Annotated in this window: 31 protein-coding genes and 1 tRNA gene; 10 read left to right on the top strand and 22 right to left on the bottom strand. The window is 41.8% G+C overall.

The annotated features are described in order from the left end of the window. Window positions 1-89 precede the first annotated feature (89 nt). From rpmG to radC, 3 genes are all read right to left on the bottom strand, one after another. Complete coding sequence (gene rpmG / locus MUS1_RS02390; RefSeq protein WP_024023741.1) at window positions 90-260, bottom strand: 50S ribosomal protein L33; 171 nt, start codon at window positions 258-260, stop codon at window positions 90-92. Window positions 261-271: 11 nt separating this feature from the next. Further along, the gene (gene rpmB, locus MUS1_RS02385) at window positions 272-508 is read right to left on the bottom strand and encodes a 50S ribosomal protein L28 (protein WP_036158528.1); all 237 of its coding nucleotides are present in this window, start codon (window positions 506-508) and stop codon (window positions 272-274) included. A 188-nt stretch (window positions 509-696) separates the two neighbouring features. After that, window positions 697-1,371, bottom strand: coding sequence for a RadC family protein (gene radC, locus MUS1_RS02380; RefSeq protein ID WP_036158524.1), 675 nt, complete (start codon window positions 1,369-1,371; stop codon window positions 697-699). 137 nt (window positions 1,372-1,508) lie between these two features. On the opposite strand from radC, the gene coaBC reads away from it, so the two are divergent. The 4 genes from coaBC to slmA all read left to right on the top strand — a co-directional run bounded on the left by coaBC (window position 1,509) and on the right by slmA (window position 5,132). Then, entirely contained in the window at window positions 1,509-2,729 is a 1,221-nt protein-coding gene (gene coaBC, locus MUS1_RS02375) for a bifunctional phosphopantothenoylcysteine decarboxylase/phosphopantothenate--cysteine ligase CoaBC (protein ID WP_036158521.1), read from the top strand. A gap of 57 nt (window positions 2,730-2,786) precedes the next feature. Continuing rightward, the gene (gene dut, locus MUS1_RS02370; RefSeq protein WP_036158518.1) at window positions 2,787-3,245 is read left to right on the top strand and encodes a dUTP diphosphatase; all 459 of its coding nucleotides are present in this window, start codon (window positions 2,787-2,789) and stop codon (window positions 3,243-3,245) included. 325 nt (window positions 3,246-3,570) lie between these two features. Next, a complete protein-coding gene (gene argB, locus MUS1_RS02365) occupies window positions 3,571-4,479 on the top strand; it encodes an acetylglutamate kinase (RefSeq protein ID WP_036158515.1) in 909 nt (302 codons plus the stop codon). 59 nt (window positions 4,480-4,538) lie between these two features. Further along, window positions 4,539-5,132 (top strand): nucleoid occlusion factor SlmA, encoded by a 594-nt coding sequence (gene slmA / locus MUS1_RS02360; RefSeq protein WP_036158512.1) that lies wholly within the window; start codon window positions 4,539-4,541, stop codon window positions 5,130-5,132. 37 nt (window positions 5,133-5,169) lie between these two features. On the opposite strand, the gene pyrE is transcribed toward slmA, so the two are convergent. Next, window positions 5,170-5,817: an orotate phosphoribosyltransferase gene (pyrE, locus tag MUS1_RS02355; protein ID WP_036159143.1), complete on the bottom strand. Its 648-nt coding sequence runs from the start codon at window positions 5,815-5,817 to the stop codon at window positions 5,170-5,172. 117 nt (window positions 5,818-5,934) lie between these two features. Here pyrE and MUS1_RS02350 point away from each other — a divergent pair, with 117 nt between their 5' ends. Further along, a complete protein-coding gene (locus tag MUS1_RS02350; protein WP_036158509.1) occupies window positions 5,935-6,711 on the top strand; it encodes an exodeoxyribonuclease III in 777 nt (258 codons plus the stop codon). 108 nt (window positions 6,712-6,819) lie between these two features. Here MUS1_RS02350 and MUS1_RS02345 read toward each other — a convergent pair whose 3' ends face one another. Beyond that, the gene (locus MUS1_RS02345; protein WP_036158506.1) at window positions 6,820-7,746 is read right to left on the bottom strand and encodes a D-hexose-6-phosphate mutarotase; all 927 of its coding nucleotides are present in this window, start codon (window positions 7,744-7,746) and stop codon (window positions 6,820-6,822) included. Between the two features lie 237 nt (window positions 7,747-7,983). Here MUS1_RS02345 and MUS1_RS02340 point away from each other — a divergent pair, with 237 nt between their 5' ends. Continuing rightward, the gene (locus MUS1_RS02340) at window positions 7,984-8,457 is read left to right on the top strand and encodes an ATP-dependent zinc protease family protein (RefSeq protein WP_036158503.1); all 474 of its coding nucleotides are present in this window, start codon (window positions 7,984-7,986) and stop codon (window positions 8,455-8,457) included. Window positions 8,458-8,534: 77 nt separating this feature from the next. Here the strand turns inward: MUS1_RS02340 and MUS1_RS02335 are convergent, their stop codons facing one another. The 3 genes from MUS1_RS02335 to MUS1_RS02330 form a co-directional block, all read right to left on the bottom strand. Next, on the bottom strand, window positions 8,535-9,017 hold the full coding sequence (locus tag MUS1_RS02335) for a nitrogen regulation protein NR(II) (protein WP_051436053.1): 483 nt from the start codon (window positions 9,015-9,017) through the stop codon (window positions 8,535-8,537). Between the two features lie 157 nt (window positions 9,018-9,174). Further along, on the bottom strand, window positions 9,175-9,336 hold the full coding sequence (locus MUS1_RS16205) for a response regulator (protein WP_245595715.1): 162 nt from the start codon (window positions 9,334-9,336) through the stop codon (window positions 9,175-9,177). Window positions 9,337-9,381: 45 nt separating this feature from the next. After that, window positions 9,382-10,566 (bottom strand): GAK system CofD-like protein, encoded by a 1,185-nt coding sequence (locus MUS1_RS02330; protein ID WP_036158500.1) that lies wholly within the window; start codon window positions 10,564-10,566, stop codon window positions 9,382-9,384. Between the two features lie 203 nt (window positions 10,567-10,769). Between MUS1_RS02330 and MUS1_RS16300 the strand changes: the two genes are divergently transcribed. The 3 genes from MUS1_RS16300 to MUS1_RS16160 all read left to right on the top strand — a co-directional run bounded on the left by MUS1_RS16300 (window position 10,770) and on the right by MUS1_RS16160 (window position 11,557). Beyond that, complete coding sequence (locus MUS1_RS16300) at window positions 10,770-10,946, top strand: DUF808 family protein (protein WP_281171162.1); 177 nt, start codon at window positions 10,770-10,772, stop codon at window positions 10,944-10,946. Window positions 10,947-11,007: 61 nt separating this feature from the next. Continuing rightward, window positions 11,008-11,211 carry a DUF808 family protein gene (locus tag MUS1_RS16295; protein ID WP_051436052.1) on the top strand — a complete coding sequence of 68 codons (204 nt, stop codon included), beginning with the start codon at window positions 11,008-11,010 and terminating at the stop codon, window positions 11,209-11,211. Between the two features lie 91 nt (window positions 11,212-11,302). Next, complete coding sequence (locus MUS1_RS16160; RefSeq protein WP_036158497.1) at window positions 11,303-11,557, top strand: DUF808 family protein; 255 nt, start codon at window positions 11,303-11,305, stop codon at window positions 11,555-11,557. Window positions 11,558-11,573: 16 nt separating this feature from the next. On the opposite strand, the gene MUS1_RS02315 is transcribed toward MUS1_RS16160, so the two are convergent. From MUS1_RS02315 to MUS1_RS02275, 9 genes are all read right to left on the bottom strand, one after another. After that, window positions 11,574-12,377: an HAD-IIB family hydrolase gene (locus tag MUS1_RS02315; protein ID WP_036158494.1), complete on the bottom strand. Its 804-nt coding sequence runs from the start codon at window positions 12,375-12,377 to the stop codon at window positions 11,574-11,576. 7 nt (window positions 12,378-12,384) lie between these two features. Continuing rightward, the gene (locus MUS1_RS02310; protein ID WP_036158490.1) at window positions 12,385-13,143 is read right to left on the bottom strand and encodes a DeoR/GlpR family DNA-binding transcription regulator; all 759 of its coding nucleotides are present in this window, start codon (window positions 13,141-13,143) and stop codon (window positions 12,385-12,387) included. Window positions 13,144-13,165: 22 nt separating this feature from the next. Beyond that, a complete protein-coding gene (locus MUS1_RS02305; protein WP_084035528.1) occupies window positions 13,166-13,972 on the bottom strand; it encodes a glycerophosphoryl diester phosphodiesterase in 807 nt (268 codons plus the stop codon). 7 nt (window positions 13,973-13,979) lie between these two features. Further along, window positions 13,980-15,047 (bottom strand): sn-glycerol-3-phosphate ABC transporter ATP-binding protein UgpC, encoded by a 1,068-nt coding sequence (gene ugpC / locus MUS1_RS02300; RefSeq protein WP_036158487.1) that lies wholly within the window; start codon window positions 15,045-15,047, stop codon window positions 13,980-13,982. Window positions 15,048-15,049: 2 nt separating this feature from the next. Further along, window positions 15,050-15,898, bottom strand: coding sequence for a sn-glycerol-3-phosphate ABC transporter permease UgpE (gene ugpE, locus MUS1_RS02295; RefSeq protein ID WP_036158484.1), 849 nt, complete (start codon window positions 15,896-15,898; stop codon window positions 15,050-15,052). After that, window positions 15,895-16,773, bottom strand: coding sequence for a sn-glycerol-3-phosphate ABC transporter permease UgpA (ugpA, locus tag MUS1_RS02290; protein ID WP_036158481.1), 879 nt, complete (start codon window positions 16,771-16,773; stop codon window positions 15,895-15,897). Before ugpA ends, ugpE begins: the two co-directional genes overlap by 4 nt. 79 nt (window positions 16,774-16,852) lie before the next feature. Beyond that, window positions 16,853-18,154: a sn-glycerol-3-phosphate ABC transporter substrate-binding protein UgpB gene (gene ugpB, locus MUS1_RS02285; RefSeq protein WP_036158478.1), complete on the bottom strand. Its 1,302-nt coding sequence runs from the start codon at window positions 18,152-18,154 to the stop codon at window positions 16,853-16,855. A 394-nt stretch (window positions 18,155-18,548) separates the two neighbouring features. Then, window positions 18,549-18,983: a response regulator gene (locus MUS1_RS02280; RefSeq protein ID WP_036158474.1), complete on the bottom strand. Its 435-nt coding sequence runs from the start codon at window positions 18,981-18,983 to the stop codon at window positions 18,549-18,551. 224 nt (window positions 18,984-19,207) lie between these two features. Next, a tRNA-Phe gene (locus tag MUS1_RS02275) sits at window positions 19,208-19,283 on the bottom strand. Between the two features lie 120 nt (window positions 19,284-19,403). On the opposite strand from MUS1_RS02275, the gene trmL reads away from it, so the two are divergent. Next, window positions 19,404-19,871, top strand: a complete 468-nt coding sequence (gene trmL, locus MUS1_RS02270; protein ID WP_036158471.1) for a tRNA (uridine(34)/cytosine(34)/5-carboxymethylaminomethyluridine(34)-2'-O)-methyltransferase TrmL — start codon at window positions 19,404-19,406, stop codon at window positions 19,869-19,871. 45 nt (window positions 19,872-19,916) lie between these two features. Here trmL and MUS1_RS02265 read toward each other — a convergent pair whose 3' ends face one another. From MUS1_RS02265 to proC, 5 genes are all read right to left on the bottom strand, one after another. Continuing rightward, window positions 19,917-21,656 carry a potassium/proton antiporter gene (locus tag MUS1_RS02265; RefSeq protein ID WP_211236411.1) on the bottom strand — a complete coding sequence of 580 codons (1,740 nt, stop codon included), beginning with the start codon at window positions 21,654-21,656 and terminating at the stop codon, window positions 19,917-19,919. 24 nt (window positions 21,657-21,680) lie between these two features. After that, window positions 21,681-21,932, bottom strand: coding sequence for a YfhL family 4Fe-4S dicluster ferredoxin (locus MUS1_RS02260; RefSeq protein WP_036158468.1), 252 nt, complete (start codon window positions 21,930-21,932; stop codon window positions 21,681-21,683). A gap of 56 nt (window positions 21,933-21,988) precedes the next feature. After that, complete coding sequence (gene coaD / locus MUS1_RS02255) at window positions 21,989-22,474, bottom strand: pantetheine-phosphate adenylyltransferase (protein WP_036158465.1); 486 nt, start codon at window positions 22,472-22,474, stop codon at window positions 21,989-21,991. A 172-nt stretch (window positions 22,475-22,646) separates the two neighbouring features. Then, the gene (locus MUS1_RS02250) at window positions 22,647-23,189 is read right to left on the bottom strand and encodes a YggT family protein (protein ID WP_036158463.1); all 543 of its coding nucleotides are present in this window, start codon (window positions 23,187-23,189) and stop codon (window positions 22,647-22,649) included. Window positions 23,190-23,206: 17 nt separating this feature from the next. Then, window positions 23,207-24,034 (bottom strand): pyrroline-5-carboxylate reductase, encoded by an 828-nt coding sequence (gene proC, locus MUS1_RS02245; RefSeq protein ID WP_036158461.1) that lies wholly within the window; start codon window positions 24,032-24,034, stop codon window positions 23,207-23,209. Window positions 24,035-24,082 lie beyond the last annotated feature (48 nt).

Raw genomic sequence — 24,082 nt, 5'->3', positions numbered from 1 at the left:
ACATCAACAGTACTGAAAAGTGACAAAGGTGTTCTACTAGATACAAAAAAACCGACTCAAGGAGTCGGTTTTTTTGGCAAAAATTAAAATTATTTAATTTTCGCTTCTTTGTACATAACATGTTTACGTACAACTGGATCAAACTTTCTCATTTCAAGTTTGTCCGGAGTATTTCGCTTGTTCTTGTCAGTTGTGTAAAAGTGACCAGTACCAGCAGAAGATACCATGCGAATTAAATCGCGAGCGCCTTTAGAAGCCATGATTCAGATCCTTATACTTTTTCGCCGTTAGCACGCATTTCAACAAGAACTGTTTCAATGCCTTTTTTATCAATAATACGCATACCTTTAGAAGATACACGTAGACGGATGTAACGGTTTTCACCTTCGACCCAAAAACGGTGCCAATGAAGGTTAGGAAGAAAACGACGTTTAGTACGACGCTTTGAGTGAGAAACGTTATTACCTGTAACAGGGCGTTTCCCAGTAACTTGACATACGCGAGCCATAATTAAATACCTTTACGCTATACATAAATTATTGGAAGTGCGTGGACTTCCTCAGGCGGAGCATGATTCCTTATGAATCAAAAAAATCCCATACCGAAGATATAGCGGCGCGAATTCTCCCATAACCTTAACCATTCGGCAAATGTTTTGTTAAAAAATGATCAATTATAAGTTTTAAGGGATGGAACTCACATCAAACCTCTTTCTGCCAATGAAGCAGGCACGCCATCACCAACAACGAAATGATCTAATAACCTGACATCCACAAGATTCAAGGCATCTTTAATTTTAGCCGTAATCGATATATCAGCCTGACTCGGTTCGGCGACACCGCTTGGGTGATTATGGGCAAGAATAACGGCCGCCGCATTATGTTGTAATGCCGCTTTCACAACTTCCCGTGGATAAACCGCTGCAGCATCGATGGTCCCCATGAAAAGCTCTTGATAGCGAATCAGTCTGTGTTGCGTGTCTAAAAATAAGACAGCAAAAATTTCTCGTTGAGAATGGCGCAGTTGTGAAGAAAGATACGTTCGAACATGTTCTGCGCTGGTAAAAACCGTCTCGCGCATGAGTTGTTCTTGTAGATGACGCTTAGACATTTCTAGAACAGCTTGCAGCTGAGTGTATTTTGCATCCCCTAAACCAAAACCTTTGCAAAATTCATCTCTACTGGCCGACATTAGGGAACGCAATCCACCAAACTGAGTCAATACTTGTCGAGCAAGTTCAACAGCACTGATACCTTGTGTTCCTGTACGAAGAAAAATGGCCAACAATTCTGCATCACTTAAGGCTTCTGCACCTTGGTGTATGAGCTTCTCGCGAGGCCTTTCTTGTTCTGGCCAATGTTTTATACTCATGATCTACTCCTTGATCCATGGTAATCTTGCTTGAACCTTATAAGTTCAAACGACAGTAAAAATAAAAGAACGAAAAAACAGTAGGCATCCAGCCTCTACTAACCTTATCTATCACAGAACGAATTGAGAAGTTTTTTATGTCAAATCTAGCCCAAAAACGCATTCTATTAGGCATTACTGGTGGCATTGCCGCTTATAAAAGCATCGAACTTATTCGTTTATTAACTAAGGCTGGCGCTGACGTCCAAGTCGTTTTAACTGAAGGTGCAAAAGCCTTTGTTACTGAAATGACACTACAGGCCATTTCCGGCCATCCCGTACGCAGTACCTTATTAGACCCAAATGCGGAAGCTGGAATGGGTCATATTGAATTGGCAAAATGGGCTGATTTGATTGTGATTGCACCTGCTTCTGCTGACTTCATGGCGCGCTATACTCAAGGCATGGCAAATGACTTACTTTCGACTTTGTGCATCGCGACAGAATCACCAGTGCTTATCGCCCCTGCTATGAATCAGGCTATGTGGCGTCATCCTGCAACACAAACCAATGCAAAACTGCTTGCTGAACGTGGTGTATTAAGTATTGGCCCTGCCGATGGCGCACAAGCCTGCGGTGATATTGGCCCAGGCCGTATGAGCGAACCCGCGAACATTTTCAACACTATCGCAGCACACTTTCAAACAAAAAATATCGAACAGGATCTTGCCGGACAACATTGGGTCATTACCGCTGGCCCAACCATGGAAGCCATTGACCCTGTACGCTACATCAGCAACCACAGCTCAGGAAAAATGGGCTATGCACTCGCGTCTTCAGCATTAAAACGAGGTGCCGCCGTCACCCTAATCAGTGGCCCAGTGCAATGCATTCCGCCTAAAGGCGTAAACCTTATTTCGATCAAAAGCGCAGACGAAATGCTGGCGGCTTGTGAACAAGCAATGGAAAAACAAGCGGACGTATTCATTGGTGCCGCAGCAGTTGCAGACTTTAAAATGAAAATCGCCACAGACCAGAAAATGAAAAAGAAGTCTGACTCTGACGAAATCCAACTCACTCTTATCAAAAATCCCGATATTATCGCCACACTTGTTCAACATAATCGTTCGAAAATTATCGTAGGTTTTGCAGCAGAAACACAAAATGTGATCGAATACGCAAAAGGCAAACTGGAACGCAAAGGCTTAGACATTATTATCGCCAATGATGTTTCTCGTTCAGATATTGGTTTCAATCAAGATGAAAACCAAGTCACAGTAATAACAAAGGAAAAAACATGGGAGCCCGCTAAAGCAGCAAAAAGTGAACTCGCCAATCAGCTTGTTAACTTTATCCATGAGCACACCCAAACCAATTAAACCGTTTCCTTTAAATACATTTCCCTTAATACATTGAAGACATTAAAAGAGAACAACATGAAGCAAGCTATTCAATTAAAAATATTAAGTGACAAAATCGGTAAAGAGATTCCTTTACCAACTTACGCAACAGAAGGCTCAGCAGGCTTAGACCTTCGCGCCTGTTTAGATGCACCCATTGAACTTGCACCGGGTGAAACAACATTATTACCCACCGGTTTATCTATCTATATTCAAGATCCTGGCTTAGCCGCAACCATTCTTCCTCGTTCTGGATTAGGTCATAAGCATGGCATTGTTCTAGGCAACCTTGTTGGCCTAATTGATTCAGACTATCAAGGTGAACTAATGGTTTCTTGTTGGAACCGTGGTAAAACCACTTTCATAATAGAACCGGGCGAACGCGTTGCTCAACTTGTTCTTTTACCTGTCGTTCAAGCGGAATTTGATATTGTCACCGAGTTCGAAAGCACTGAGCGTGGTGAAGGCGGCTTTGGCCATACTGGAACAAAATAACCAAAACGAAGTTAAAAAGATGAGAATGTCTCATCTTTTTAACTTCTTTCACTAGATTCTTTCATCCATGCCCCATCATAAAAATCTAATTTACTTTTTAAAGCTTTAACTTCGTAATGATCATACAAATTTTTGTAGTTAATCCGCTTAGATCACGTTATTATTTCCACCCTAAGTGGTTGCTTACACTCGTTGCTCGCCTTAGCTGTCATCGTTTTGCCACAGTAACCCGATAATTTTATACCTGATAACACCTTATTCTTTTTCTAATAAATCATTAAGACTTTAGGTGCGATCCGTTTTTGTTTACAGGAGTATGTAATCCGTGGCTTTTTCTCGTGAATCTGCTTTAGATGTTGCTAAGGTTTTAAGCGAATCGCTTCCTTATATCCAACGCTTTGCTGGTAAAACATTGGTCATCAAGTATGGCGGCAACGCTATGACAGATGAAGCTCTACAGGCAGGGTTTGCACGAGACATCGTTTTGATGAAAGCCATTGGCATCAACCCTATTGTTGTTCATGGTGGCGGCCCACAAATCGGCGACATGCTGGCAAAATTAAACATTGAATCAAAATTCATTAATGGCATGCGAGTGACTGACACTGCGACCATGGATGTGGTTGAAATGGTACTTGGCGGCCAAGTAAACAAAGAGATCGTGAATTTAATCTGTGAAGCAGGTGGTAAAGCTATCGGCATCACAGGTAAAGACAGTCGTTTCATTAAAGCGAAAAAACTTTTTGTTAAACACCAAGCAGAAGGCATGACAACACCAGAACAAGTTGATATTGGTCATGTTGGTGAAGTGGCAAGCATAGATACAAGCTTTTTGAAGTTATTTGAAAATAGTGATTTGATTCCAGTCATTGCCCCAATTGGTGTAGACGATCAAGGTAACTCGTACAACATTAATGCTGATCTCGTCGCTGGAAAAGTAGCCGAAGCGGTTGGCGCTGAAAAACTAATGCTGCTAACGAATATTTCTGGTGTGCAGGATAAACAAGGCAATGTGTTAACAGGTTTAAGTACAGCTCAAGTTGATGCCCTTATTGCTGACGGCACAATATACGGTGGTATGTTACCAAAGATTAGTTGCGCTCTATCAGCAGTTAATTCTGGCGTAACAAGTGCTCATATTATCGATGGTCGAGTACCACACGCTACTTTATTAGAAATATTCACAGATACGGGTGTCGGCACCTTAATTTCAAACATCAAAACTGGCGAATAGACTTTTAGATTTTGTTGATAAGTGATTAACAACACTGGCAAAAAAACTGGATACGGCAAATGAGCAACAAAAAAATCGATCGTCGCACACAGATATTACAAGCACTTGCTGAAATGTTGGAAAGCAGCCCTGGAGCTCGAATCACAACAGCAGCCTTGGCGAAGCAAGTTGGCGTGTCTGAAGCTGCGCTATATCGCCATTTCCCCAGCAAAGCAAAGATGTTTGAAGGTTTAATTGAGTTTATTGAAGAAACCATCTTCACTCGTATTAATCGAATCATTCAAGAAGAAAGTAATGTGATGTCTCGAGTAGAAATGATTCTAACGCTCGTATTGGGCTTTGCCGAACAAAACCCAGGCATGTGTCGCTTACTAACAGCGGACGCGTTAGCTGGCGAGACAGAGCGCCTGCGTGTTCGTATTACACAAGTATTTGATCGCATTGAAACTCAACTCAAACAAGTACTTCGTGAAGCAGATTTAAAACAAGGCTTACGCCCCTCTATGGGTGTCGCACCTTGTGCAAATTTTTTGATCGCCATTATTGAAGGGAAGATACGCCACTACGTTCGCAGTGAATTCAAAGTAAAGCCAATGGATATTTGGCAAGAGCAATGGAACGTATTGGCACAAAATTTGATGCTAAATCGTTAAGGTTGACGGCAAAGCCGAAAACCTTAACATTCAGACATTAAATACCGTATTCAGTACGGTAGGCTGTAACAGCATCAAGATGCTTAGTAAATTCAGGAGAATCCTGTTCTGCCAAGTAGGTCATAATGTCACCTAGAGACACTATGCTGATAACAGGCATACCAAAGTCACGTTCGACTTCTTGTATTGCCGACAATTTGCCTTGGCCTCGTTCTTGACGATCTAAGGCAATAAGAACACCAGCGGGAGTGGCATTAGCCTCTTGGATGATTGTCATTACCTCGCGAATGGCTGTGCCAGCAGTAATAACGTCATCGATAATCATGACATTACCTGCTAATGGCGCACCAACAAGTGAACCGCCTTCACCATGCGCTTTTGCTTCTTTACGATTGAAAACGTATGGTGTATCTACATTATGGTGGTCATAAAGCGCAACAGCAGTGGTTGTTGCCAATGGAATGCCTTTGTAGGCGGGACCGAATAGAACATCAAATGGAACACTTGTTTCCATTAGTGAGGCTGCGTAAAAACGTCCTAACTTGGCCAATGCTTGCCCAGAACTAAACAGGCCAGCATTAAAAAAGTAAGGGCTTACACGGCCTGATTTAAGAGTAAATTCGCCAAAGCGCAGTACATTCTGTTCAATAGCGAATTCAATAAAGTCTCTTTGGTAAGGTTTCATGCCAACTCCAGAAAGATAAAAAAGTACACAACAAAGCGCCGCCAAGAACGAGCGAAGCCATGCCAACATTGTATAGGCGCTAATATAACACACGGCTAGGAATTGTAGGGACCATAAATGAAGGTCATCAGCCTTAATGTAAACGGTATAAGACAAGCAGCCGATCGCGGCTTTTTTGAATGGATGGTTCGTCAGGACCCAGATGTTGTATGTCTACAAGATATACAGGCAGATGAACGCACGCTAAATGACAGCGTGTTTTTTCCGCCTGGATACAATACATACTTCTTTGACTCAATAGAAAACCCAGAGCAAGCGGGCGTTGCGATTTATTGTAAAAGCATGCCTAAAGCAATCATGACTGGTATGGGTTTTCCTGAGTGCGACTTTGAAGGTCGCTTTATTCAAGCGGATTTCGATAAAGTCAGTATTGGTGCATTTTTAACACCACATGGCTCCAACCACGAAGAAGCATTGCAAGAACACAAATATCGCTTTATGGAAGGGTTTAAAAATCATCTTATTAAAACTCGCCGCAAGCGTCGCGAATTTATATTCTGTGGTACGGGTAATGTGGCGCGCTCACCAATTGATGTAAGCAGCTGGTTTGTTAATCAACGCAACTCTGGTTTTCTACCGGAAGAGCGCAAGTGGATAAACGAAATTTTCAATGAAATGGAATATATCGATGCTTTCCGCCAAGTAAACAAACAAGACAAACAATACACTTGGTGGCCAGATTACGAACGCGCATGGAAGTTGGATGAAGGTGGTCGCTTAGATTATCAAATTGCCACGCCAGGCATTAAGAATCTCATTCAAGGTGGCTCTATCTATAAAGGCCAACGATTCTCAGATCATGCACCGCTGATCATGGAATACAACATTGATTAAAAATTGGTTACTTATTTAAACCAATAACATCTAATCAAAAAAAAGCCCGCCGGATCTCTTCAGATTATCCGCGGGCTTTTTTTATAAAATAGAATAAACGCCGAAAAATTAACCTTCGTCTTCGTAAAGCGATTGGTGTCTTACCTTGAGTTTAAGCTGATGAATTCCGCCAGGTGCAATTTCATAAGCGTCATTCATTACATTCGCTGCTTCAACACAGACAAACTGACGATAATCATCATCGCCCATATCGGTACGGTTTTTCGCAAGCTCTGCACCTGGATTCCATACAACAGTGCTGTCACTGCCTTCTGTACTAATCACTATTTTCCTTTGCAGACCGGCATCATGTATTTCACATTTTTCAGGGGCAGATAAATACACACGATCAAGGCTATCACACGGCGCTATAACGCCTTTTTGTATATGACGGTTACTCTTGTCTAATTTATCGACATAAATCACCTGATCCAATCCATGCACTTCTGTCGAGAGATTATCAGAGACATTGAAATATGTATGAAGTGCCTCGCTGATTGGCATAGGTTGATCTGACAAGTTAGCAGCAGAAAAATTAACTCTAAAGCCTTTACTAGAAAAGCGAAAGACTTGGCGCAGCTCAAAAGCCAAAGGCCACATTTCTTCGATCAATGGATGATCTTCAGAAGCCAAGCGAATTACGATCTTTACATCGCCATTTTTAAAACGACCCGCTTCGATAAGTTCCCAACGAAAATAACGAGCAAGACCATGTGTAGGATAATCGTCATGCTTTTTATGGGCACTGAACCAAGGCCAGCACACAGGAATACCAAAATGGCGACGTTCAAAACGCCCTTCACCACCTTGATTATCAGATTGAAACAAAAGGTCCTCTTGACCAGCAGGAATAAAGCTCGCTAAATGACCGCCCCATAACGCAACAACAGCGCTAAAACCCGGTTGATCGATGATAATTTCATCGCATTTTTTAAAGCTTGCTGGGCGTATTTCACCTCCCAACTCTTCCAACGCTTTCATCAGTTGGCCATTCATCTACAACTCCATAAACATTTATTGGGGGCACATAGTAACTTTCGACAGCATGATTACAATAGTTTCTGCTCATACTGACAATTCAATCAATCAGATAACACGACTATGCACTAATTAAAACTTAACCTGATCGTCCTTTTAGGCTATAAAGCATAGCAATTACACTTATTGTGTAAATCTAAAAAACAATTTTTCACGTTTCTGTTTTCTTTTAAAAAAGTAAAGGCGCTCTTTTCTATGAATCAACTAAACGAGCCAAAAATGGTCATCGGTAGCGACGAATGGTGTGCGTTCACCTCCATCGAGATTCCAGCAATCAAAGCACGGGTTGATTCTGGCGCAAAAACCTCTTCAATGCACGCAGTCAATATTCAAAAATTCTCTCATAATGATAAACAATGGGTTCGGTTTGAAGTACACCCACTGCAAAAAAATAAAAAGGTCACAGTACATTGTGAAGCACCGCTTATTGACCAGCGTGTCATAAAAAGCTCTAGTGGCGACAAAGAACAACGCCCAGTGATTCGTATCCCCCTTTCTCTTGGGGGTAAATCGTGGGAAGTAGAAGTCACTCTGACAAACAGAGACAGTATGGGTTATCGCATGCTACTTGGACGAGAAGCGATGAATGGGCGAGTTCTAATTGACCCTGAAGGACAGTGCCTATTAGGTGACAGACAGCTAGATGAACTGAAGAGCTTATATCAATAAGTTCGAGAGAAACGGGTACAAATAAGCACTTAATACCTTCCACAACCCTTTCTAAAGAAAAGTGGAAGGCATTAAACTTATTTAGATAAAGCCTGACTCAAACGCTGTAACTTTTGATTCGCTGCAGAAAGTGCCAGCTTATTCATCGCAGTATCTGTTACATCATAAACCACCAAACAAATATGTTTAATGGTACCGTCTGGGCTTGATATGGGACGTATTGCCACATTTTGATACATCTTATTAGCAATCCCCGTGATTGGGCGATAGCTTTTAAATGGAAACAAATACGCTCGCTGCTCCCAGGAAACAAAAATAGGTGTCTTTAATCCAAACACATTATCAAGTTTTTGACGCAACCAACTTGTATCTAAATTCGGAAATAGTGTTAGCAAATACTGCTGTTTCGCGATAGATGAACTCACACCGCTATGGTTTTCCATAAAACTGTTCCACAGTTGAACTTCATACTTCGGGTTTAACACCAGCAAACCAATATCGATATGATGAAGCATATCGAACATCCAATGAAAATCCGCTAATCCTTCGTCATTACTCATTATTCATCCTCCACTAAAAACGACAGTAAGTTCTCAAGTGTTGGTACAGAGCCTTCCGTAAACAGCAGCATCAAGTCACAACTAATTTGATAATTTTCTACTTCATAGACAATTTCGACAGCAAGCGTACGTCGCCATGTCGCTTTTTTAACATTAATTAAATCAGCAATCGTTCGATTGCCTTGGGCTGGATATCACCAGATACGACTATAACGGCAGGAATTTGGGAGAAAGACTGCAAATCTTTAAGTGTTTCATAGCCATCTTTTACTGGCATATTTAAATCTAAAAACAGAATATCAAAAGACGAAGCTGACATTAAATTCAGAGCTTCTTGGCCATCCTCAGCATATTCTTGCTTGTCCTAAGTTAAAGACAACAACGCCTTGGTCACTAGTCGCTCGTCGTACTTATTTAGTTTTGTTGTAATCAAGGGTGTTTTAATCACTTGAACCTTCAATCTCTCTAATTGCTCAAGATCAACTTCACCATAATCGTAGCTTTCATCAAGCAGTAAGTAGTCCAATGCAGAATAAATTTCACTACCGCCCTTATCTATTTCGACAGCGGCCACCAGCCGATGAACCCTTTCCATTAACGACAACCCTTGCTGCTCGGGATCAATACCTAAGTTAGGCAAATACACTTTCGGATTCGAATTATTACAAATTGCACGACCAACTCCCTCCGGCATTAAATTGGCCAGAAGACTGCTATAAAAACTGCCAGGTGGATAGCAAATTAAATCCGCGCTCTCTATCGCATCTTTACGATCATCAGCAATATGTTGATTCGTCAATTGTATTCTACGTAGCCCTTTATTAAGCCACATACGTTTTATCGGGCTTGATAATACGGCCGTTTCTTTGCCTGTAATATTGTGTTGCCCTAAAACCGTCTCACCATTGTCTAATTCAACTCCCAAATGCAAACTCGCATCCAAAGTGGTTTTTACATCGCCCAGTGTTTTCACCAATCGAGAAAACAAAAACACAATCGGATCTAAATGCTGTTGATTATTCAAATAGCCGCCAGCAATAATCAGGTTACCGATGCTTGCGCCGTGTAAGTCAAAATCATCATTGATGCGTTGTTGAGTAACGGCAAGATGAGATTGAATCAAAGCTCTCATTGGATTGGGAATGATTTCAATAAGAGGGTGCTCACCTGATACAAGCTGCTGCAATTGCGCTTTCAATTCTACAGACGTTTCATGCTGACTTAAGCGATGGGTAAACAAAGCATACACTTCCGGCTGCCCCATGACAGTTTCATCCGCTAAAGCCATTAAACGACTGCGTAAATCTCCCACTGCTGGAATATCGAACTCAGCGCGTAAACGTGCAGAACTACCGCCAGAATCAAAAGGCGTCACCAAATGAATAGAATGATGAGTGTACTCTTTAAATACTCGACTGATTTTATTTAGTGCCGAACCACCGCTAAAAAACAGCACTTTAGGGCCCTGTTCTGGCAAACTTTGATAACGATGAACACGAACAAGATCTGGCATAATCATGCGACGAGAAATACGCAAAGAACCAGACATAAATAACCTCATTATTAAAAGTGACAGATAAATAAAAAAAGAACGCTAATCAAAACACCAATTATTAAGGTGCTTACATTCATCCAAGTGTATCGAGTTAATGTTACGCTCCAATGATACACAATGCTAAAATGAAAATCCGAGCACTCAAAAATAACACTTTTAATTACAGCTTATCCTTAAACCCCCTTAAGAGAAATATCATGGCAATGACTGGTTTATTAGTATTATTAGATGGTATCACTGTGTTGCTGGATGATATTACTGTTTTCTCAAAAGTAGCAGCAAAGAAAACCGCAGGTGTATTGGGTGATGATCTCGCACTCAATGCTAAACAAGTTTCAGGGGTAAAAGCAGACAGAGAACTTCCAGTTGTTTAGGCTGTTACTAAAGGTTCATTTCTAAATAAACTTATTCTTGTGCCTTTAGTGCTTTTATTCCTTGGTTGATTCAACCCTTACTGGGGGCTTGTATTTATGTTTTGAAGGAGTCGAAAAAGTCCTGCATACCTTTCAAAAAGACAAAGCTGATAAACACGCTCTCACAAAGAAAATAAAAGCAGCAAAATCCAACGCAGACATGTTAACACTTGAAAAAGACAAAATACGCGGCGCAATTCGGACTGATTTTATACTGTCTGCCTAATTGTCCGTCTTGACAATATTGCTTTACATCTAAATCAATCGAGCAAAAAGTTTATCCAAACTATCGGATTTAGGATTCTTAAAAGCGCCCTATGCTCATACGCTTACTTTCAATTGTCGGCACCATCGTTATGCTTTGGGTTGGCGGCGGGATTTTTGTTCACTGTTTGCCTTCCTTGCATCTTGCAGCAGAATTGGCAGTTTCAGGTGAGATAGCCAACTACCCAATTTTAACCGGCTTAATTAACACTGGAATCAGTTTATTAGTTGGCTTCTTACCTGGCAGTATTGCAGTGGGAATAGCATCTTTTTTACCGAAAAAAGACGCTCATAAGAAAGAACTTTAAATTAGACAGGCCAGCGTTAGAAAGAACGTGCCGATAACACAAAGTCTGCCAGTTCAGCAAAACCTAAACCACCCGGTTGAGTAGTTTTGTAGCGTGGGCGATGCGTCATAATAGACAAATGCTCGGCAATATTGGCCACACCAACACACAGTGGAAAACGCGCAAACATGCTTTCATCGTTAGGTGCATCACCAACGTACAAGACTTGCTCTTGTTGTTCAGCTTCGCTTAAACCATAAACTTGGCTCAAAACGCGCTGCGCCATTGAGAACTTATCATAACCTTCGGAGCAAACATTGATGTGTATCGAGCTCGCTTTAACATTTAAACCCAGCGCAGTTAAGGCCAGCAAACAGGCATTCTTTTCTTCAATCGCAGCAGGCTTTACATCTTGCGCATAGTCGATAGCCACATCGGTTAAACGATAAGACTGATCTCTGGCTAGCTTCAATCGAGGAAATTGCACCAGCACTTTATTCACTTCATCTAATAAACGAGCTTGTTCTGCTCGCATGGTCGATTCTTCACGCCAAAATTCATACGTAAGATGCAGGTCCAAGGTTTTACCAATAAAACAAGCGCCACCTTCCGTAATCACACCATCAACAGGAAGCGCTCTAGCAATCATGTCAGACCATCCCGCACAACCACCGGTAACAGGAATGACTTTGATACCATTTTCCTTTAATGCCGCCAACGCCCGTAATGTTTCTACTGGCAATTGCCCTTCCCAAGTTAAGGTGTCATCGAAGTCCGTTAAGATAAAGCGTAAGTCTTTACAGTCATGGCTGGCTAACTTAGAAAGATCATGAATTAACATATTTACCCTATGAACAAAGTTGGATTTTAACACCTTGAGAGGTGAGTAAATGAGTTTGAGCTTGTGTTAGGACATCACTAAAAATCCAATCTACAGCAGAAAAAGGATGGACTCGCGCCATGGCTTTACGGCCCCATTTATGTTGATCCACAACCAAAAGACTGTGACGGCTTTGCTCAACAATAACACGGCTTACAGCGGCTTCTTCTGGATCGAAGTCCAATATACCTTGCACTTCGTCCATACCACCACAGCCCAACACACCGTAGTCAAAATAATACTGTTTCAGACCTGATAAGGTTTCTTCTCCGACCAAATCATGATGCCGATGTCGTAACTTACCCGCCAAAACACGTACTCGAATGTCAGGATAATTTCCTAAAATGCCAGCTACGGTTAAGTTGTTAGTGAATACTTGCAAACGTTGATGAGACACCAACGCCTTAGCAACATATTCAACCGTCGTTCCGATACCCAAAAAGACTGATGCACCATCAGGAATTAACTCGGCAACTTTCGCCGCAATGGCTCCCTTTGCACCACTGTTTAAAAATTGACGGTTATCAAACGATAAGTTTTCCGTACTTGATACAGGTGAGATTCCACCATGAGTGCGTCGTACAAGATGACGTTCAGCCAACTGGTTAATGTCTTTACGAATGGTTTGTGATGACACATTAAAACGTGCCACCATTTCTTCCACCAATAAAGCATCTTCTTGTTGTACCCAGTTTAATATCTGGTTTTGCCGTTCATTTAAGCCCACAAAGGTGCCTTATCTCTATTCATTAAGGTACTAATAAAAACGCAAACTTGGTTGGATCATCTGTAATCACAGCGTCCATTCCCCATGTCCAATGTGACTCAACAGCTTGTGGGTCATTTGCCGTATAACAAAGTAACTTATAGCCAGCCGCTTTCACTGCTTTGGCCTGAACTTGCGTTAATCTGGTGTAATCACAGTTCAAACTATAAGCCTTAATGCTTTCAAGCTCTTCCTGCCAATTGGCTGGGATGTCTTCATACAATTGCGCCAAATGACGTTCATTGTCGATCTCATAGCTCATCTGCAAAGCGGCAAGGTTAAAGCTGGAAATCATTAACTTATCATTATCTATCCAATGGTTTTTCAACATATCCATAACCGCTGGAACAATGGTTCCAACATCAGCACTATCGTGTTTGATTTCAAGATTTAAACCAAGGCCAAGAGACTGAATACACTCTAACGCTTCTAATAGCGTTGGCACTTTTTCACCAGTAAAATCAGCTGAAAATTTCGCGCCTGCATCCAACCCAATAATATAATTCAGTTTGGCATCACGAGTCACACCTTCGCCATTTGTACAGCGATCCAGTGTGTCATCATGAAAAATAACAAGACCGCCTTCAGCAATCAAATACACATCAATTTCAACCCAAGTCACACCTGCATCGGCTGCCGCACGAATCGATGACAAGGTATTTTCAGGTGCCAACAAAGCCGCACCTCTGTGTCCCATTACTTTGGTATTCAGCACTTTTTCACTGGTAACCTTTTCACTGGGAACAGTGTCTCCTAAAACAGCGCCACCTAAAAAATCATCTTTTTGCATCTTGCTCTCACAGCCTCTGTTGAGTTATTTCGTCAAATAAATGCCAATGTTTGACTGGTGCCGTTAACCACATCAAGCTATTTAGCTCAGGTAAATGCGGTCCAGATAAACGTACAACCATAGGAATGCCTTTTTTAGACTCTTCCTCTAATACTCCATGTATCAGGGTTTCAGCACCTAACGATTCTACCGCTTGAATACGCAAAGCGAAATCAGCATTTTGCTCATCGGTGATTTCTAAATGCTCTGGACGAATCCCCCACACCACACAGCCACGATAGTTGTGAGACAACGGCAAAGTTAATGAGCTCGATATTTGAACACCTTGCTCAACAAGATTTGCAGGAAGCAGATTCATCGAAGGAGAACCAATAAAAGACGCGACAAAAGGCGTTGCAGGTTTATTGTACAAATCCATTGGTGTGCCGATTTGTTCTGCCTTACCTTTATTCAACACAACCAGACGATCCGCCAATGTCATGGCTTCAACCTGATCATGAGTCACATACAAGGTCGTCGTGCCTAATTTGCGTTGCAACTGTCGTATCTCCACTCGCATCTGAACACGTAATTTGGCATCAAGATTAGATAAAGGCTCATCAAACAAGAAAACTTTTGGATCACGTACCATGGCTCGACCCATTGCCACACGCTGACGCTGTCCACCAGACAATTGGCCCGGTTTGCGTTGTAACAAGTCGGTGAGCCCTAACATCTCGGCGACATCCGTGACTTTTTGCTCGATAACGTTTTTCGATACTTTGCGGTTTTTCAAGCCATACGCCATGTTGTTGTAAACCGTCATGTGCGGATACAAAGCGTAATTCTGAAATACCATAGCGATGTCTCGCTCTGCAGGCTCTTTTTCATTCATGCGTTCGCCGCGAATTCGAAGTTCGCCTTCAGATATACTTTCTAATCCTGCCACCATACGTAACAAGGTTGATTTACCGCAGCCAGATGGGCCAACTAAAACAATAAACTCACCTTCTTCAATAGAGAGATCCACACTTGGAATTGCGTGATAGCCATTGGGGTATGTTTTACCAATTTTTTCTAAAATAACATCCGTCATCACTACTTCTCCGCGTCCACTAGACCTTTAACAAATAATTTTTGCATACCAATCACCACAGCCACTGGTGGCAACATAGCAAGTAAGGTGGTTGCCATAATTTGGTTCCATGCAATATCGCCATCCGTAACAGACAACATACGTTTAATACTCATGACCAAGGTGTAATAAGCATCGTCCGTAGTAATCAACAAAGGCCATAAATATTGATTCCAACCATAAATAAATAAAATCACAAACAACGCCGCTATATTCGTGCGGGATAACGGCAACAAAATATCAAAGAAAAACCGAAACGGCCCAGCACCATCAATTCGTGCCGCTTCTACCAACTCACCAGGAATACTCAAAAAGCACTGACGAAATAAAAACGTTGCTGTCGCACTGGCAATCAAAGGCAGAGTTAACCCCGTGTAACTGTTTAACAAATCAAGATTTGCCACTACCTCATACGTCGGCACGATACGAACCTCGACAGGCAGCATCAACGTCATGAAAATAATCCAAAAACACAGATTTCGAAAAGGGAAACGGAAAAATACAATGGCATACGCTGACAACAATGAAATGGCAATTTTTCCGAACGTAATGCCCAAAGCCATCACCAACGAATTCAACATCATGAAAAACACTGGCGTATCGATGCCATTACCGGCTTTTTCAAGTAATACGGTTTTCCACGTGTCTAGCCCTGCATCGCCAAACCACAGAGGAATGTGGCCAACCCCAAACGCCGAAGCCGGATGTGTTGAAGCAACCAACGCCATCCACACTGGCAAAGCAACTAAAGCAATGCCCAATAATAAGGTTGCGTGGCTAACAACGGTTAACCAAGGTCGATTTTCTATCATGAGTACTGCACCTTACGCTCAATGAAACGGAACTGAATAACCGTCATAAGGCCGACGATGCCCATCAATACAACAGACTGAGCCGCAGAGCCACCAAGATCCAAACCAACAAAACCATCTTCAAAGACTTTATAAACTAAGGTATTCGTACTTTGTCCTGGACCGCCTTTTGTCGTTGCATCAATCACACCGAAGGTTTCAAAGAAGGCATAAACCAGATTCACCACCAGTAAAAAGAAAGTCGTGGGCGATAAAAGAGGAAAGACAATCGTCCAGAAACGTTTAAATGGGCTAGCACCATCAATCGACGCTGCTTCAATTAGCGAACGGGGCACCGCTTGTAAACCTGCCAGAAAAAATAGGAAATTGTAGCTAATTTGCTTCCACGTAGAGGCAATAACCACCAATATCATAGCCTGATTGCCATTAAGATAATGGTTCCAATCTACACCCGCAGACTCTAGCCATAAGGCAATCGGCCCCATACTTGGATCAAATAAGATCCACCAGAGTACACCCGCTAATGCAGGAGCAACCGCATAAGGCCAGATTAATAACGTTTGATACGCTAACTTACCTCGAATGACACGATCAGCCATGACGGCCAATAAAAGCGCGACAGACATGCCTAAAATGGCAACAGAAAAGCTGAAAAACAGCGTCGTTAACATCGATTGGTAATACAGAGGGTCTGTAAACAACTCAATAAAATTTTCAAAGCCAACAAATTCTCGGCTCAAACCAAAGGCATCTTCTTGGTAAAAAGCTTGCTCTAATGCTTGCTCAGCAGGCCAAAGGAAAAAAATCGCCGTCACTAATAACTGAGGCAAAAGCAATAACCAAGGAAGGCCTTTTTGGGGGAAGGTAACCGTCATAGAAATATCCAAACAAAAAACCGAAAGAACACCTAAAAAAAATCGCCCTTATGCAAACACATAAGGGCGACTGTTTTCTTTAATCGTTCGCTCTTTCAAACTTACGAAGCAGTGCATTACCACGTTTTACCGCTGTATTAAGCGCCGTTTGGGCGTCAACATCACCACTCCATACAGACTCAAGTTCTTCATCAATCACACCGCGAATTTGAACAAAGTTACCTAAACGTAACCCTTTTGTATTCGCTGTTGGTGTGCCTGTTGTCATTTGAGTAACACCTGTTTCTGTACCAGGGTTAGCCGCATAGAAACCTTGACCTTTCGTCAAGCTATAAGCCGCTTTAGTGATTGGTAAGTAACCTGAAAATTGGTGCCAATCCGCTTGAACAGACGCGCGAGATAAGTAACTTAGGAAGGAAGCCACACCTCTATATTCTTCTTTGGAATGACCCTGAAGAACCCACAAAGACGCACCACCAATAATGGTGTTAGAAGGCTGTTTAACTTTGCCTTCCCAGTAAGGAAGCTCCGTTACACCAAAATCAAATTTGGCATTACGCTTGATACCCGCATAACCAGCAGACGACTCAGTGAACATGGCACATTCTTGGCTATAGAATTTCGCCGCGCCATCATTGGTACGTCCAGAATAACTAAACACACCATTTTTCTGCCACTCGCCCATTTTCTTAACATGAGCAACTTGCAGTGGCCCATTAAACGTTAATTCTGTTTTCAAACCGCCGAAGCCATTATCCAAAGACGCGAATGGTACGTTATGACGAGAGCTCAAGTTTTCTAAGTGAACCCAAGATTGCCATGCGGTCGTAAAACCACAAGACACGCCTGATTGCTGTAATTTCTTCGCAGTCGTTTCTACTTCTTGCCACGTTTTAGGGGCTTGAGTGATGCCTGCTTTTTTGAATAAATCTTTGTTGTAGTATAGAACTGGCGTAGAACTGTTGAATGGCATAGAAAGCATTTTGCCTTCACTGCTTGTGTAGTAACCAGTCACCGCACTTAAATAAGTACTTTCGTCAAAAGGCTGACCAGATTCACGCATTAACTGGTGTACTGGATAAATCGCGCCTTTCGCCGCCATCATGCTCGCTGTACCCACTTCGAATACTTGAACAATGGCAGGTTGTTGCTTCGCTCGAAACGCAGCAATAGCCGATGTCATGGTTTCAGTATAGCTGCCTTTATAAACAGGCTTTACTGAGTATGCGTCCTGAGAGTCATTAAACGATTTTGCGATTTCATTTACTTTTTCGCCATTGGCACCACCCATTGCATGCCACCATTCAACTTCTGTCGCTGCGAACGCTGAACTCGCAAGAGACATACCAACAACTACCGATGCTAACTTAAATTTATGCATTTCTGTGTTCCTCACAATGAGTTTTTATTAGAAAAGAAAGAACGACTATAATGATCAAATATTTCATTTTGATGATAGTAAGGTTTCATTTGAAATACAAGAAAGCTCAAATGAAATAATTTACTGAGAAATCACCATAAATTTGAAGCATAAATTAAAATGAAGACACAACTAAGAAAGCTTAATAAAAAACGAATGTCTCTACGGAAATTGTTTAGAGGAAATAAGGTTGGCAAAAACCACAAACTAATATCGTAATTTTTCATATAGACACAGCCAAATGATCAATGAGCCTCCGTCGGGCATTTTTTATTTTCAGTAAAGCGATGAGATAAATTTCAGACAAACAGCGGCCTCTAATCTATCAGAGGCTTAAAGGCTGTTTAAATGAAGGTCAAAGACAGACAGGAGAGGTAAGCCATTTGGTTAAAATGGCCGTAAGCTTATCTTGCGATACAGGCTTTGCAATATGATCATTCATACCAGCAGAGAAACATTCATCTTCATCGCCTGTCATTTCATTAGCACTTAACGCAACAATAGGAACATCTTGCGCCGTCTGGCTCTCAGTAAACTGACGGATCTTTCTGGTCGCTTCATAGCCATCCATAATAGGCATCTGACAATCCATAAAAATCAGGTCGAATTTAGTCGATTCTGCTTGCTCAACGGCTTTCTGACCATTCTCAGCTACCACCACCTCTACCCCGTACAAATTCAACAACCCACGAGCCACGATTTGATTCGTTAAATTGTCTTCCGCTAATAGTACCTTTGCCTTAAACACAGGCTTGCCGTCAGTCTTTGTATCCACTTCCTTGAGCACCATAGTAGAAACTCCTAAATATAAAATGGCGAGATTTTCGAGCACATCGATTAATGATTGACTAAATATAGACTTAATTAAAGATGCATCATAGCCTCTCTAAATTAAAACTTATGCTTGAATACTTTTGAATGAAGATGGTTTGAAGTGAGTAAAACGATGGCAGTGTCTATTTAGACAAATTTCAGGTATAAAAAAACCCGCTATAAAAGCGGGTTTCTTTAATATGGTGCCCGGAGACGGAATCGAACCGCCGACACGAGGATTTTCAATCCTCTGCTCTACCGACTGAGCTATCCGGGCAAGTGGGGCGTATTATAGAGAAACCGTTTTATTGGTCAATAGTTTTTTTGAAAAAAAATTAAAAACTTAGTTTCTGGGCTTCCTCTGGTATTATCTTCTTATATCAAGGAGATAATACCTATGCTTCATATTGTACTTTACCAACCAGAGATTCCACCAAATACGGGCAATGTAATCCGTCTATGTGCCAACACGGGTTATCATTTACATTTAATCGAGCCTTTTGGTTTCGACCTCGATGATAAAAAGCTACGCCGAGCTGGATTGGATTATCACGAGTTCACTCGTTTAAAACGCTATCCTGATTTTCAGGCTTTTGTTGATCAAAATGACATAGGCACTATTTATGCGCTGACAACCAAAGGCAGCCGAACCCATAGCGAAGCCAGTTTTACAGCAAATGATGTGTTGGTTTTTGGTCCTGAAACTCGTGGCTTGCCTGCTGAGTTCATTGAAGCTTTACCATTTCCTCAAAGACTGCGTTTACCTATGCAAGCAAACTCACGTAGCTTGAACCTCTCGAATACCGTCGCCGTGATGGTTTATGAGTCTTGGCGTCAACTTGATTATGCCATGCAGACAGAGTAAATATTTTATAAGCAACAAGCTCAAGTAAAGCGATAGGGGTTTATGTTACTTGTTCTGTAACTTAAGCCCTATTACTTCAATTTGGTTACCCTTCATTTCTCTTATAGTAAGACGCAAATTACCAAAGCTAGCTCTATCACCAACCACGAGAGATTTACCGTACTGTTTTTGCAACAACTCAGCGGCCGTATCATCTTCGCCAATACCTTCTATTGAAACGCCATAGACTTTGGCCAAATCCAATAATGAAGCATCTCCACGAATCGCAAATTCACCAAAGAAGTTTTGCAATAAAAACGACCCTGATGATTGCTGAGAAAAAATAAGCGCCACATCATTCACATCTTCTGGGTGTAGTAGCATCCAGATTCGATCTCCTGACTTAAGAGCCGTTTCCGCATTCACTACAATTGGTTGCTGGTTTCGCACCAAAGCGACCAGCTGAGGCGTTGAAACGGTTTCACTCGGTATGTTTTGTACAATGGCGGCAGGTATTCGTACAGACTCAGCCTGAACCAAGAATTCATAAAGCTCTAATGAGTGATGGGAGCTAACATCATCAATCAACGAAAAACTCGTCGTAGGTGCTGGAGCAGGAGGAACAACAACCTTTAACCAACGAGCCATCCAAGCCACTGTTGATCCCTGCAACAACAGTGAAATCAGCACAACCGTAAAGGTGATTTCAAACAACAACTCAGAATTAGTAAGACCAGCAATAACAGGATAAAGCGCCAGTACGATCGGCACAGCACCACGCAAACCCACCCAACTAATATACAGACGTTCCGGCCAACGAAAATCAAATGGCAATAAACAAATCATCACAGCGACAGGGCGCGCGATAAAAATCAAAAAGGCGGCAATTGCAACAGCTTCAAAACCGTGAATAAGCAAACTAGATGGCGTCACCAAAAGACCGAGCAAGAGGAACATTCCAGCCTGAGCTAACCAAGCCAAACCATCCATTACTTGAGAAATAGATTCAAGCTGTTTAATACGGCCATTACCAACCGTCAAACCAACTAGATAAACAGCCAGAAAACCACTGCCACCAATAATATTAACGCCTGAAAATACAGCAAGGCCAAAAGAGATAATCAGCAATGCATAGAGGCCTTCGACTAAAGGCACTTTACGTAATACCAATAATAGTAGCTTCCCACCTAACAAACCTGCTACACCACCAATAGCAAACTGCTGAAGCATTTGACCTAGAAAAGCCAAAACACCTAAATGATTACTGCTTTGTAACAACCCCGTTAGCATCACCACCAACAAAATAGCCATCGGGTCATTCGCACCGGATTCTATTTCAAGGGTACCGCCAACTCGCTCATTGAGGTTAACACCGCTATTACGAAGTAAATTAAATACCGCGGCCGCGTCAGTAGAGCCTACAATCGCCCCGAGTAGTAAACCATAAATGAGTTTTACATCTAGTAACCAAGCTGCAAATGAGCCAACGGCTGTCGTAGTAAGAACAACACCGAGTGTCGCAAGAGAGAAAGATGGCCATAAGGCTACTCGAAAGGTGCTGGTTTTGGTGCGCATACCACCATCAAGCAAGATGACAGCAAGAGCGAGATTACCAACAAAAAAGGCAAGATTCGGGTTGTCAAAAGCCAGCCCGCCGACCCCCTCTTCACCTGCTAGCATCCCCATTCCGAGGAAAACAAGCAATAGAGGTAAGCCAACACGAACAGTTAAAGAACTGGCTAGAATACTAACGAGTAGCAAAATTCCAGCTAAAAATATAAATCCATTTGTATCGATAGTTGCCACAACCTTTTATTAACATTGAATAAGTTACAGTTGACCGGTAAGTGTTAAGTACTTTTCCATTAGCTGCTCTTCACTTTCTTTGTAATTAGGATCTAGTGGTATGCAGTCTACTGGACAAACCTGCTGGCACTGAGGTTCATCAAAATGCCCAATACACTCAGTACACTTTGACGGTTCAATCACATAAATTTCGTCACCCTGAGAAATTGCTTCATTTGGGCATTCAGGTTCACAAACATCGCAGTTTATGCATTCATCAGTAATGATAAGAGACACTTTATTCTCTCCTAAAAAACACTTTATATAACTAAAGAGCACGCCAGAACAGACTATTACGCCGTCTGGTAATGCTCTTGTAGAATACGTTTCACTTCTGGATTAACAAATTGCCCGAAGTCGCCGTTCAAAGATGCAATTTCTCTCACTAATGTTGATGATATGTAAGAGTGTTTCTCAGAAGGTGTTAAAAAAATACTTTCTATATCAGGCGCAATTGCACGGTTCATGTTCGCCAGCTGAAATTCATATTCGAAATCAGAAACGGCACGTAACCCACGAATAACAACTTTGCCATTCACTGAGCGTGTAAATTCAGTAAGTAGGTTATCAAAACCAACCACTTCAACGTTTGGTAAATGCCCTAGTACTTTTTTAGCTAATGAAATACGCATTTCATGATTTAGCACTGGCCGTTTTTTAGGGCTTGCTGCAACAGCAACAATCACTTTTTTAAATAACTTTGATGCGCGCTCCACCAAATCCGTATGGCCGTTTGTAATCGGGTCAAATGTCCCCGGATAAACCGCAATCGTACTCATAGCTTTCATCCAATATTAAATAAGGGAAAAGAAGTCAGGTTAGCTGACGACAACATTGTCCGCTGTAGTTCCCAATTAGGGGTCGCATCATATAGGAATACGCCCCTGTTCTCAATTCGCCGAGTAATTTAAGATTTTTAACCTTCTTACTGACACTCATTATTACACTAGATTAAATACTGTAAGGCCCCAGTATTTGCTTCAAGAAAGAAATCGCAAGAAAGATAAAGATAGGCGACAAATCCAAACCGCCTAAAGGCGGTATGACGCGCTGGCAAGCACGATATAAAGGTTCGGTAATTTGCCCAACTAACATAGCCCCAGGGTGACTAGCACCAGGCGCTACCCAACTCAGTATGATAGAGATTAGCATGGCCCAAAAATACAAATCCAACAAATGATATAAGGTTCCAGCAACAGTATAGATGGCATAACCTGTCGCAGAAAGAGTTGCGCCTTTCATCAAAACGATGGCAAAAACAGTTAATAATTGCACCGCCAACGCCAATACAAGAGAAGCGGTATCAATACGCCCAATCGCAGGAATAACCTTTCGCAAAGGCAATATAAAAGGGCTTGTCGCCTTTACAACACCTTGGCTTATCGGGTTATAAAAATCCGCGCGAGTGAATTGCAGCACCAAACGCAACAAAACAATAAATAAGTACAGGTTAAGAACAACCTTTACTAACATAACAAATGGATCTGCATTCATGCTGAGTATTCCTTAGTTTAGTTATTCTTAACAGAAAATTTTTCTGTCATTTCTTTTGACCGATTAACGCAAGCGGTCATTGCATCAGCCACTATTTTATCTATGTCAGACGCCTCAAGCGACAACAAAGCTTGCTCAGTTGTACCATTTGGTGACGTGATATTTTTACGCAGTTGAAAAATCGGCTCATCTAATTCAGTAACCATTCTGGCTGCGCCAAGCATTGTATGACTGGCTAATTCACGACTTGTTTTTTCGTCCAAACCTTGTGCTACACCATTACTGATCATAGCTTCTAAAAAACGGAAAAAATACGCAGGAGCACTACCCGATAGACTAGTTACTGTATGCATATGAATTTCGTCTTCAACCCACACTGATTTACCTATACTGGCAAATAACTCGCTCACTAATGCTTTTTGCTCTTCCGAGGTGTGCTCATTGGCGATTAACCCTGTCATGCCAGCACCTAGCTGTGAAGGTGTATTTGGCATACTTCGCACGATGGCAACTGGCTTTCCCAACCAAAAGGCAAGCGCATCTAACTCAATACCTGCGGCGACCGAGATAAACATTTGATCATCACGTACTTGAGCTGAAAACTCTTCAACTACCGCTTGCATTTGAGCTGGTTTAACACATAAAACAACCACGTCGGCTTGCTCTAACGCTAAATCATTATCCGCCAACATAGTGATGCCATATTGATCGTGATAATACTCACGTTTTTCTGGTGTTCTAGACGTTCCTATAATTTTTTCCGCAGGATAGCCACTAGCCAGCATGCCACTAAAAATAGCTCGTGCCATGTTTCCTACGCCAATAAAAGCAATACTTGGTGTCATTTCATTTCCTATTTTTTTCTATAAGCAAAATAGACTAAGTAAAATAAT

Origin of the sequence: Marinomonas ushuaiensis DSM 15871, from assembly GCF_000521805.1 — a bacterium.
GTDB classification, from domain to species: Bacteria; Pseudomonadota; Gammaproteobacteria; order Pseudomonadales; family Marinomonadaceae; genus Marinomonas; species Marinomonas ushuaiensis.
Note: the sequence above shows the minus strand (reverse complement) of the source record. Positions and strands in the feature narration are given on the sequence as shown.

What these genes read in the sequence shown, in the direction of transcription:
- MUS1_RS02350 (WP_036158509.1), top strand. Translation starts at nt 5,935, where the DNA reads ATGAAGGTCATCAGCCTTAATGTAAACGGTATAAGACAAGCAGCCGAT.
- ugpA (WP_036158481.1), bottom strand. Translation starts at nt 16,773, where the DNA reads ATGACGGTTACCTTCCCCCAAAAAGGCCTTCCTTGGTTATTGCTTTTG.
- slmA (WP_036158512.1), top strand. Translation starts at nt 4,539, where the DNA reads ATGAGCAACAAAAAAATCGATCGTCGCACACAGATATTACAAGCACTT.
- ugpE (WP_036158484.1), bottom strand. Translation starts at nt 15,898, where the DNA reads ATGATAGAAAATCGACCTTGGTTAACCGTTGTTAGCCACGCAACCTTA.
- coaD (WP_036158465.1), bottom strand. Translation starts at nt 22,474, where the DNA reads ATGAGTACGATTGCGGTTTATCCGGGGACATTTGACCCGATTACAAAC.
- pyrE (WP_036159143.1), bottom strand. Translation starts at nt 5,817, where the DNA reads ATGAAACCTTACCAAAGAGACTTTATTGAATTCGCTATTGAACAGAAT.
- MUS1_RS02345 (WP_036158506.1), bottom strand. Translation starts at nt 7,746, where the DNA reads ATGAATGGCCAACTGATGAAAGCGTTGGAAGAGTTGGGAGGTGAAATA.
- MUS1_RS02330 (WP_036158500.1), bottom strand. Translation starts at nt 10,566, where the DNA reads ATGTCTGGTTCTTTGCGTATTTCTCGTCGCATGATTATGCCAGATCTT.
- MUS1_RS02335 (WP_051436053.1), bottom strand. Translation starts at nt 9,017, where the DNA reads ATGAGTAATGACGAAGGATTAGCGGATTTTCATTGGATGTTCGATATG.
- MUS1_RS02340 (WP_036158503.1), top strand. Translation starts at nt 7,984, where the DNA reads ATGAATCAACTAAACGAGCCAAAAATGGTCATCGGTAGCGACGAATGG.
- trmL (WP_036158471.1), top strand. Translation starts at nt 19,404, where the DNA reads ATGCTTCATATTGTACTTTACCAACCAGAGATTCCACCAAATACGGGC.
- MUS1_RS02305 (WP_084035528.1), bottom strand. Translation starts at nt 13,972, where the DNA reads ATGCAAAAAGATGATTTTTTAGGTGGCGCTGTTTTAGGAGACACTGTT.
- rpmB (WP_036158528.1), bottom strand. Translation starts at nt 508, where the DNA reads ATGGCTCGCGTATGTCAAGTTACTGGGAAACGCCCTGTTACAGGTAAT.
- proC (WP_036158461.1), bottom strand. Translation starts at nt 24,034, where the DNA reads ATGACACCAAGTATTGCTTTTATTGGCGTAGGAAACATGGCACGAGCT.
- MUS1_RS16160 (WP_036158497.1), top strand. Translation starts at nt 11,303, where the DNA reads ATGCTCATACGCTTACTTTCAATTGTCGGCACCATCGTTATGCTTTGG.
- MUS1_RS02315 (WP_036158494.1), bottom strand. Translation starts at nt 12,377, where the DNA reads ATGTTAATTCATGATCTTTCTAAGTTAGCCAGCCATGACTGTAAAGAC.
- MUS1_RS02250 (WP_036158463.1), bottom strand. Translation starts at nt 23,189, where the DNA reads ATGAATGCAGATCCATTTGTTATGTTAGTAAAGGTTGTTCTTAACCTG.
- ugpC (WP_036158487.1), bottom strand. Translation starts at nt 15,047, where the DNA reads ATGACGGATGTTATTTTAGAAAAAATTGGTAAAACATACCCCAATGGC.
- rpmG (WP_024023741.1), bottom strand. Translation starts at nt 260, where the DNA reads ATGGCTTCTAAAGGCGCTCGCGATTTAATTCGCATGGTATCTTCTGCT.
- MUS1_RS02280 (WP_036158474.1), bottom strand. Translation starts at nt 18,983, where the DNA reads ATGGTGCTCAAGGAAGTGGATACAAAGACTGACGGCAAGCCTGTGTTT.
- ugpB (WP_036158478.1), bottom strand. Translation starts at nt 18,154, where the DNA reads ATGCATAAATTTAAGTTAGCATCGGTAGTTGTTGGTATGTCTCTTGCG.
- radC (WP_036158524.1), bottom strand. Translation starts at nt 1,371, where the DNA reads ATGAGTATAAAACATTGGCCAGAACAAGAAAGGCCTCGCGAGAAGCTC.
- MUS1_RS16300 (WP_281171162.1), top strand. Translation starts at nt 10,770, where the DNA reads ATGGCAATGACTGGTTTATTAGTATTATTAGATGGTATCACTGTGTTG.
- coaBC (WP_036158521.1), top strand. Translation starts at nt 1,509, where the DNA reads ATGTCAAATCTAGCCCAAAAACGCATTCTATTAGGCATTACTGGTGGC.
- MUS1_RS16205 (WP_245595715.1), bottom strand. Translation starts at nt 9,336, where the DNA reads ATGTCAGCTTCGTCTTTTGATATTCTGTTTTTAGATTTAAATATGCCA.
- dut (WP_036158518.1), top strand. Translation starts at nt 2,787, where the DNA reads ATGAAGCAAGCTATTCAATTAAAAATATTAAGTGACAAAATCGGTAAA.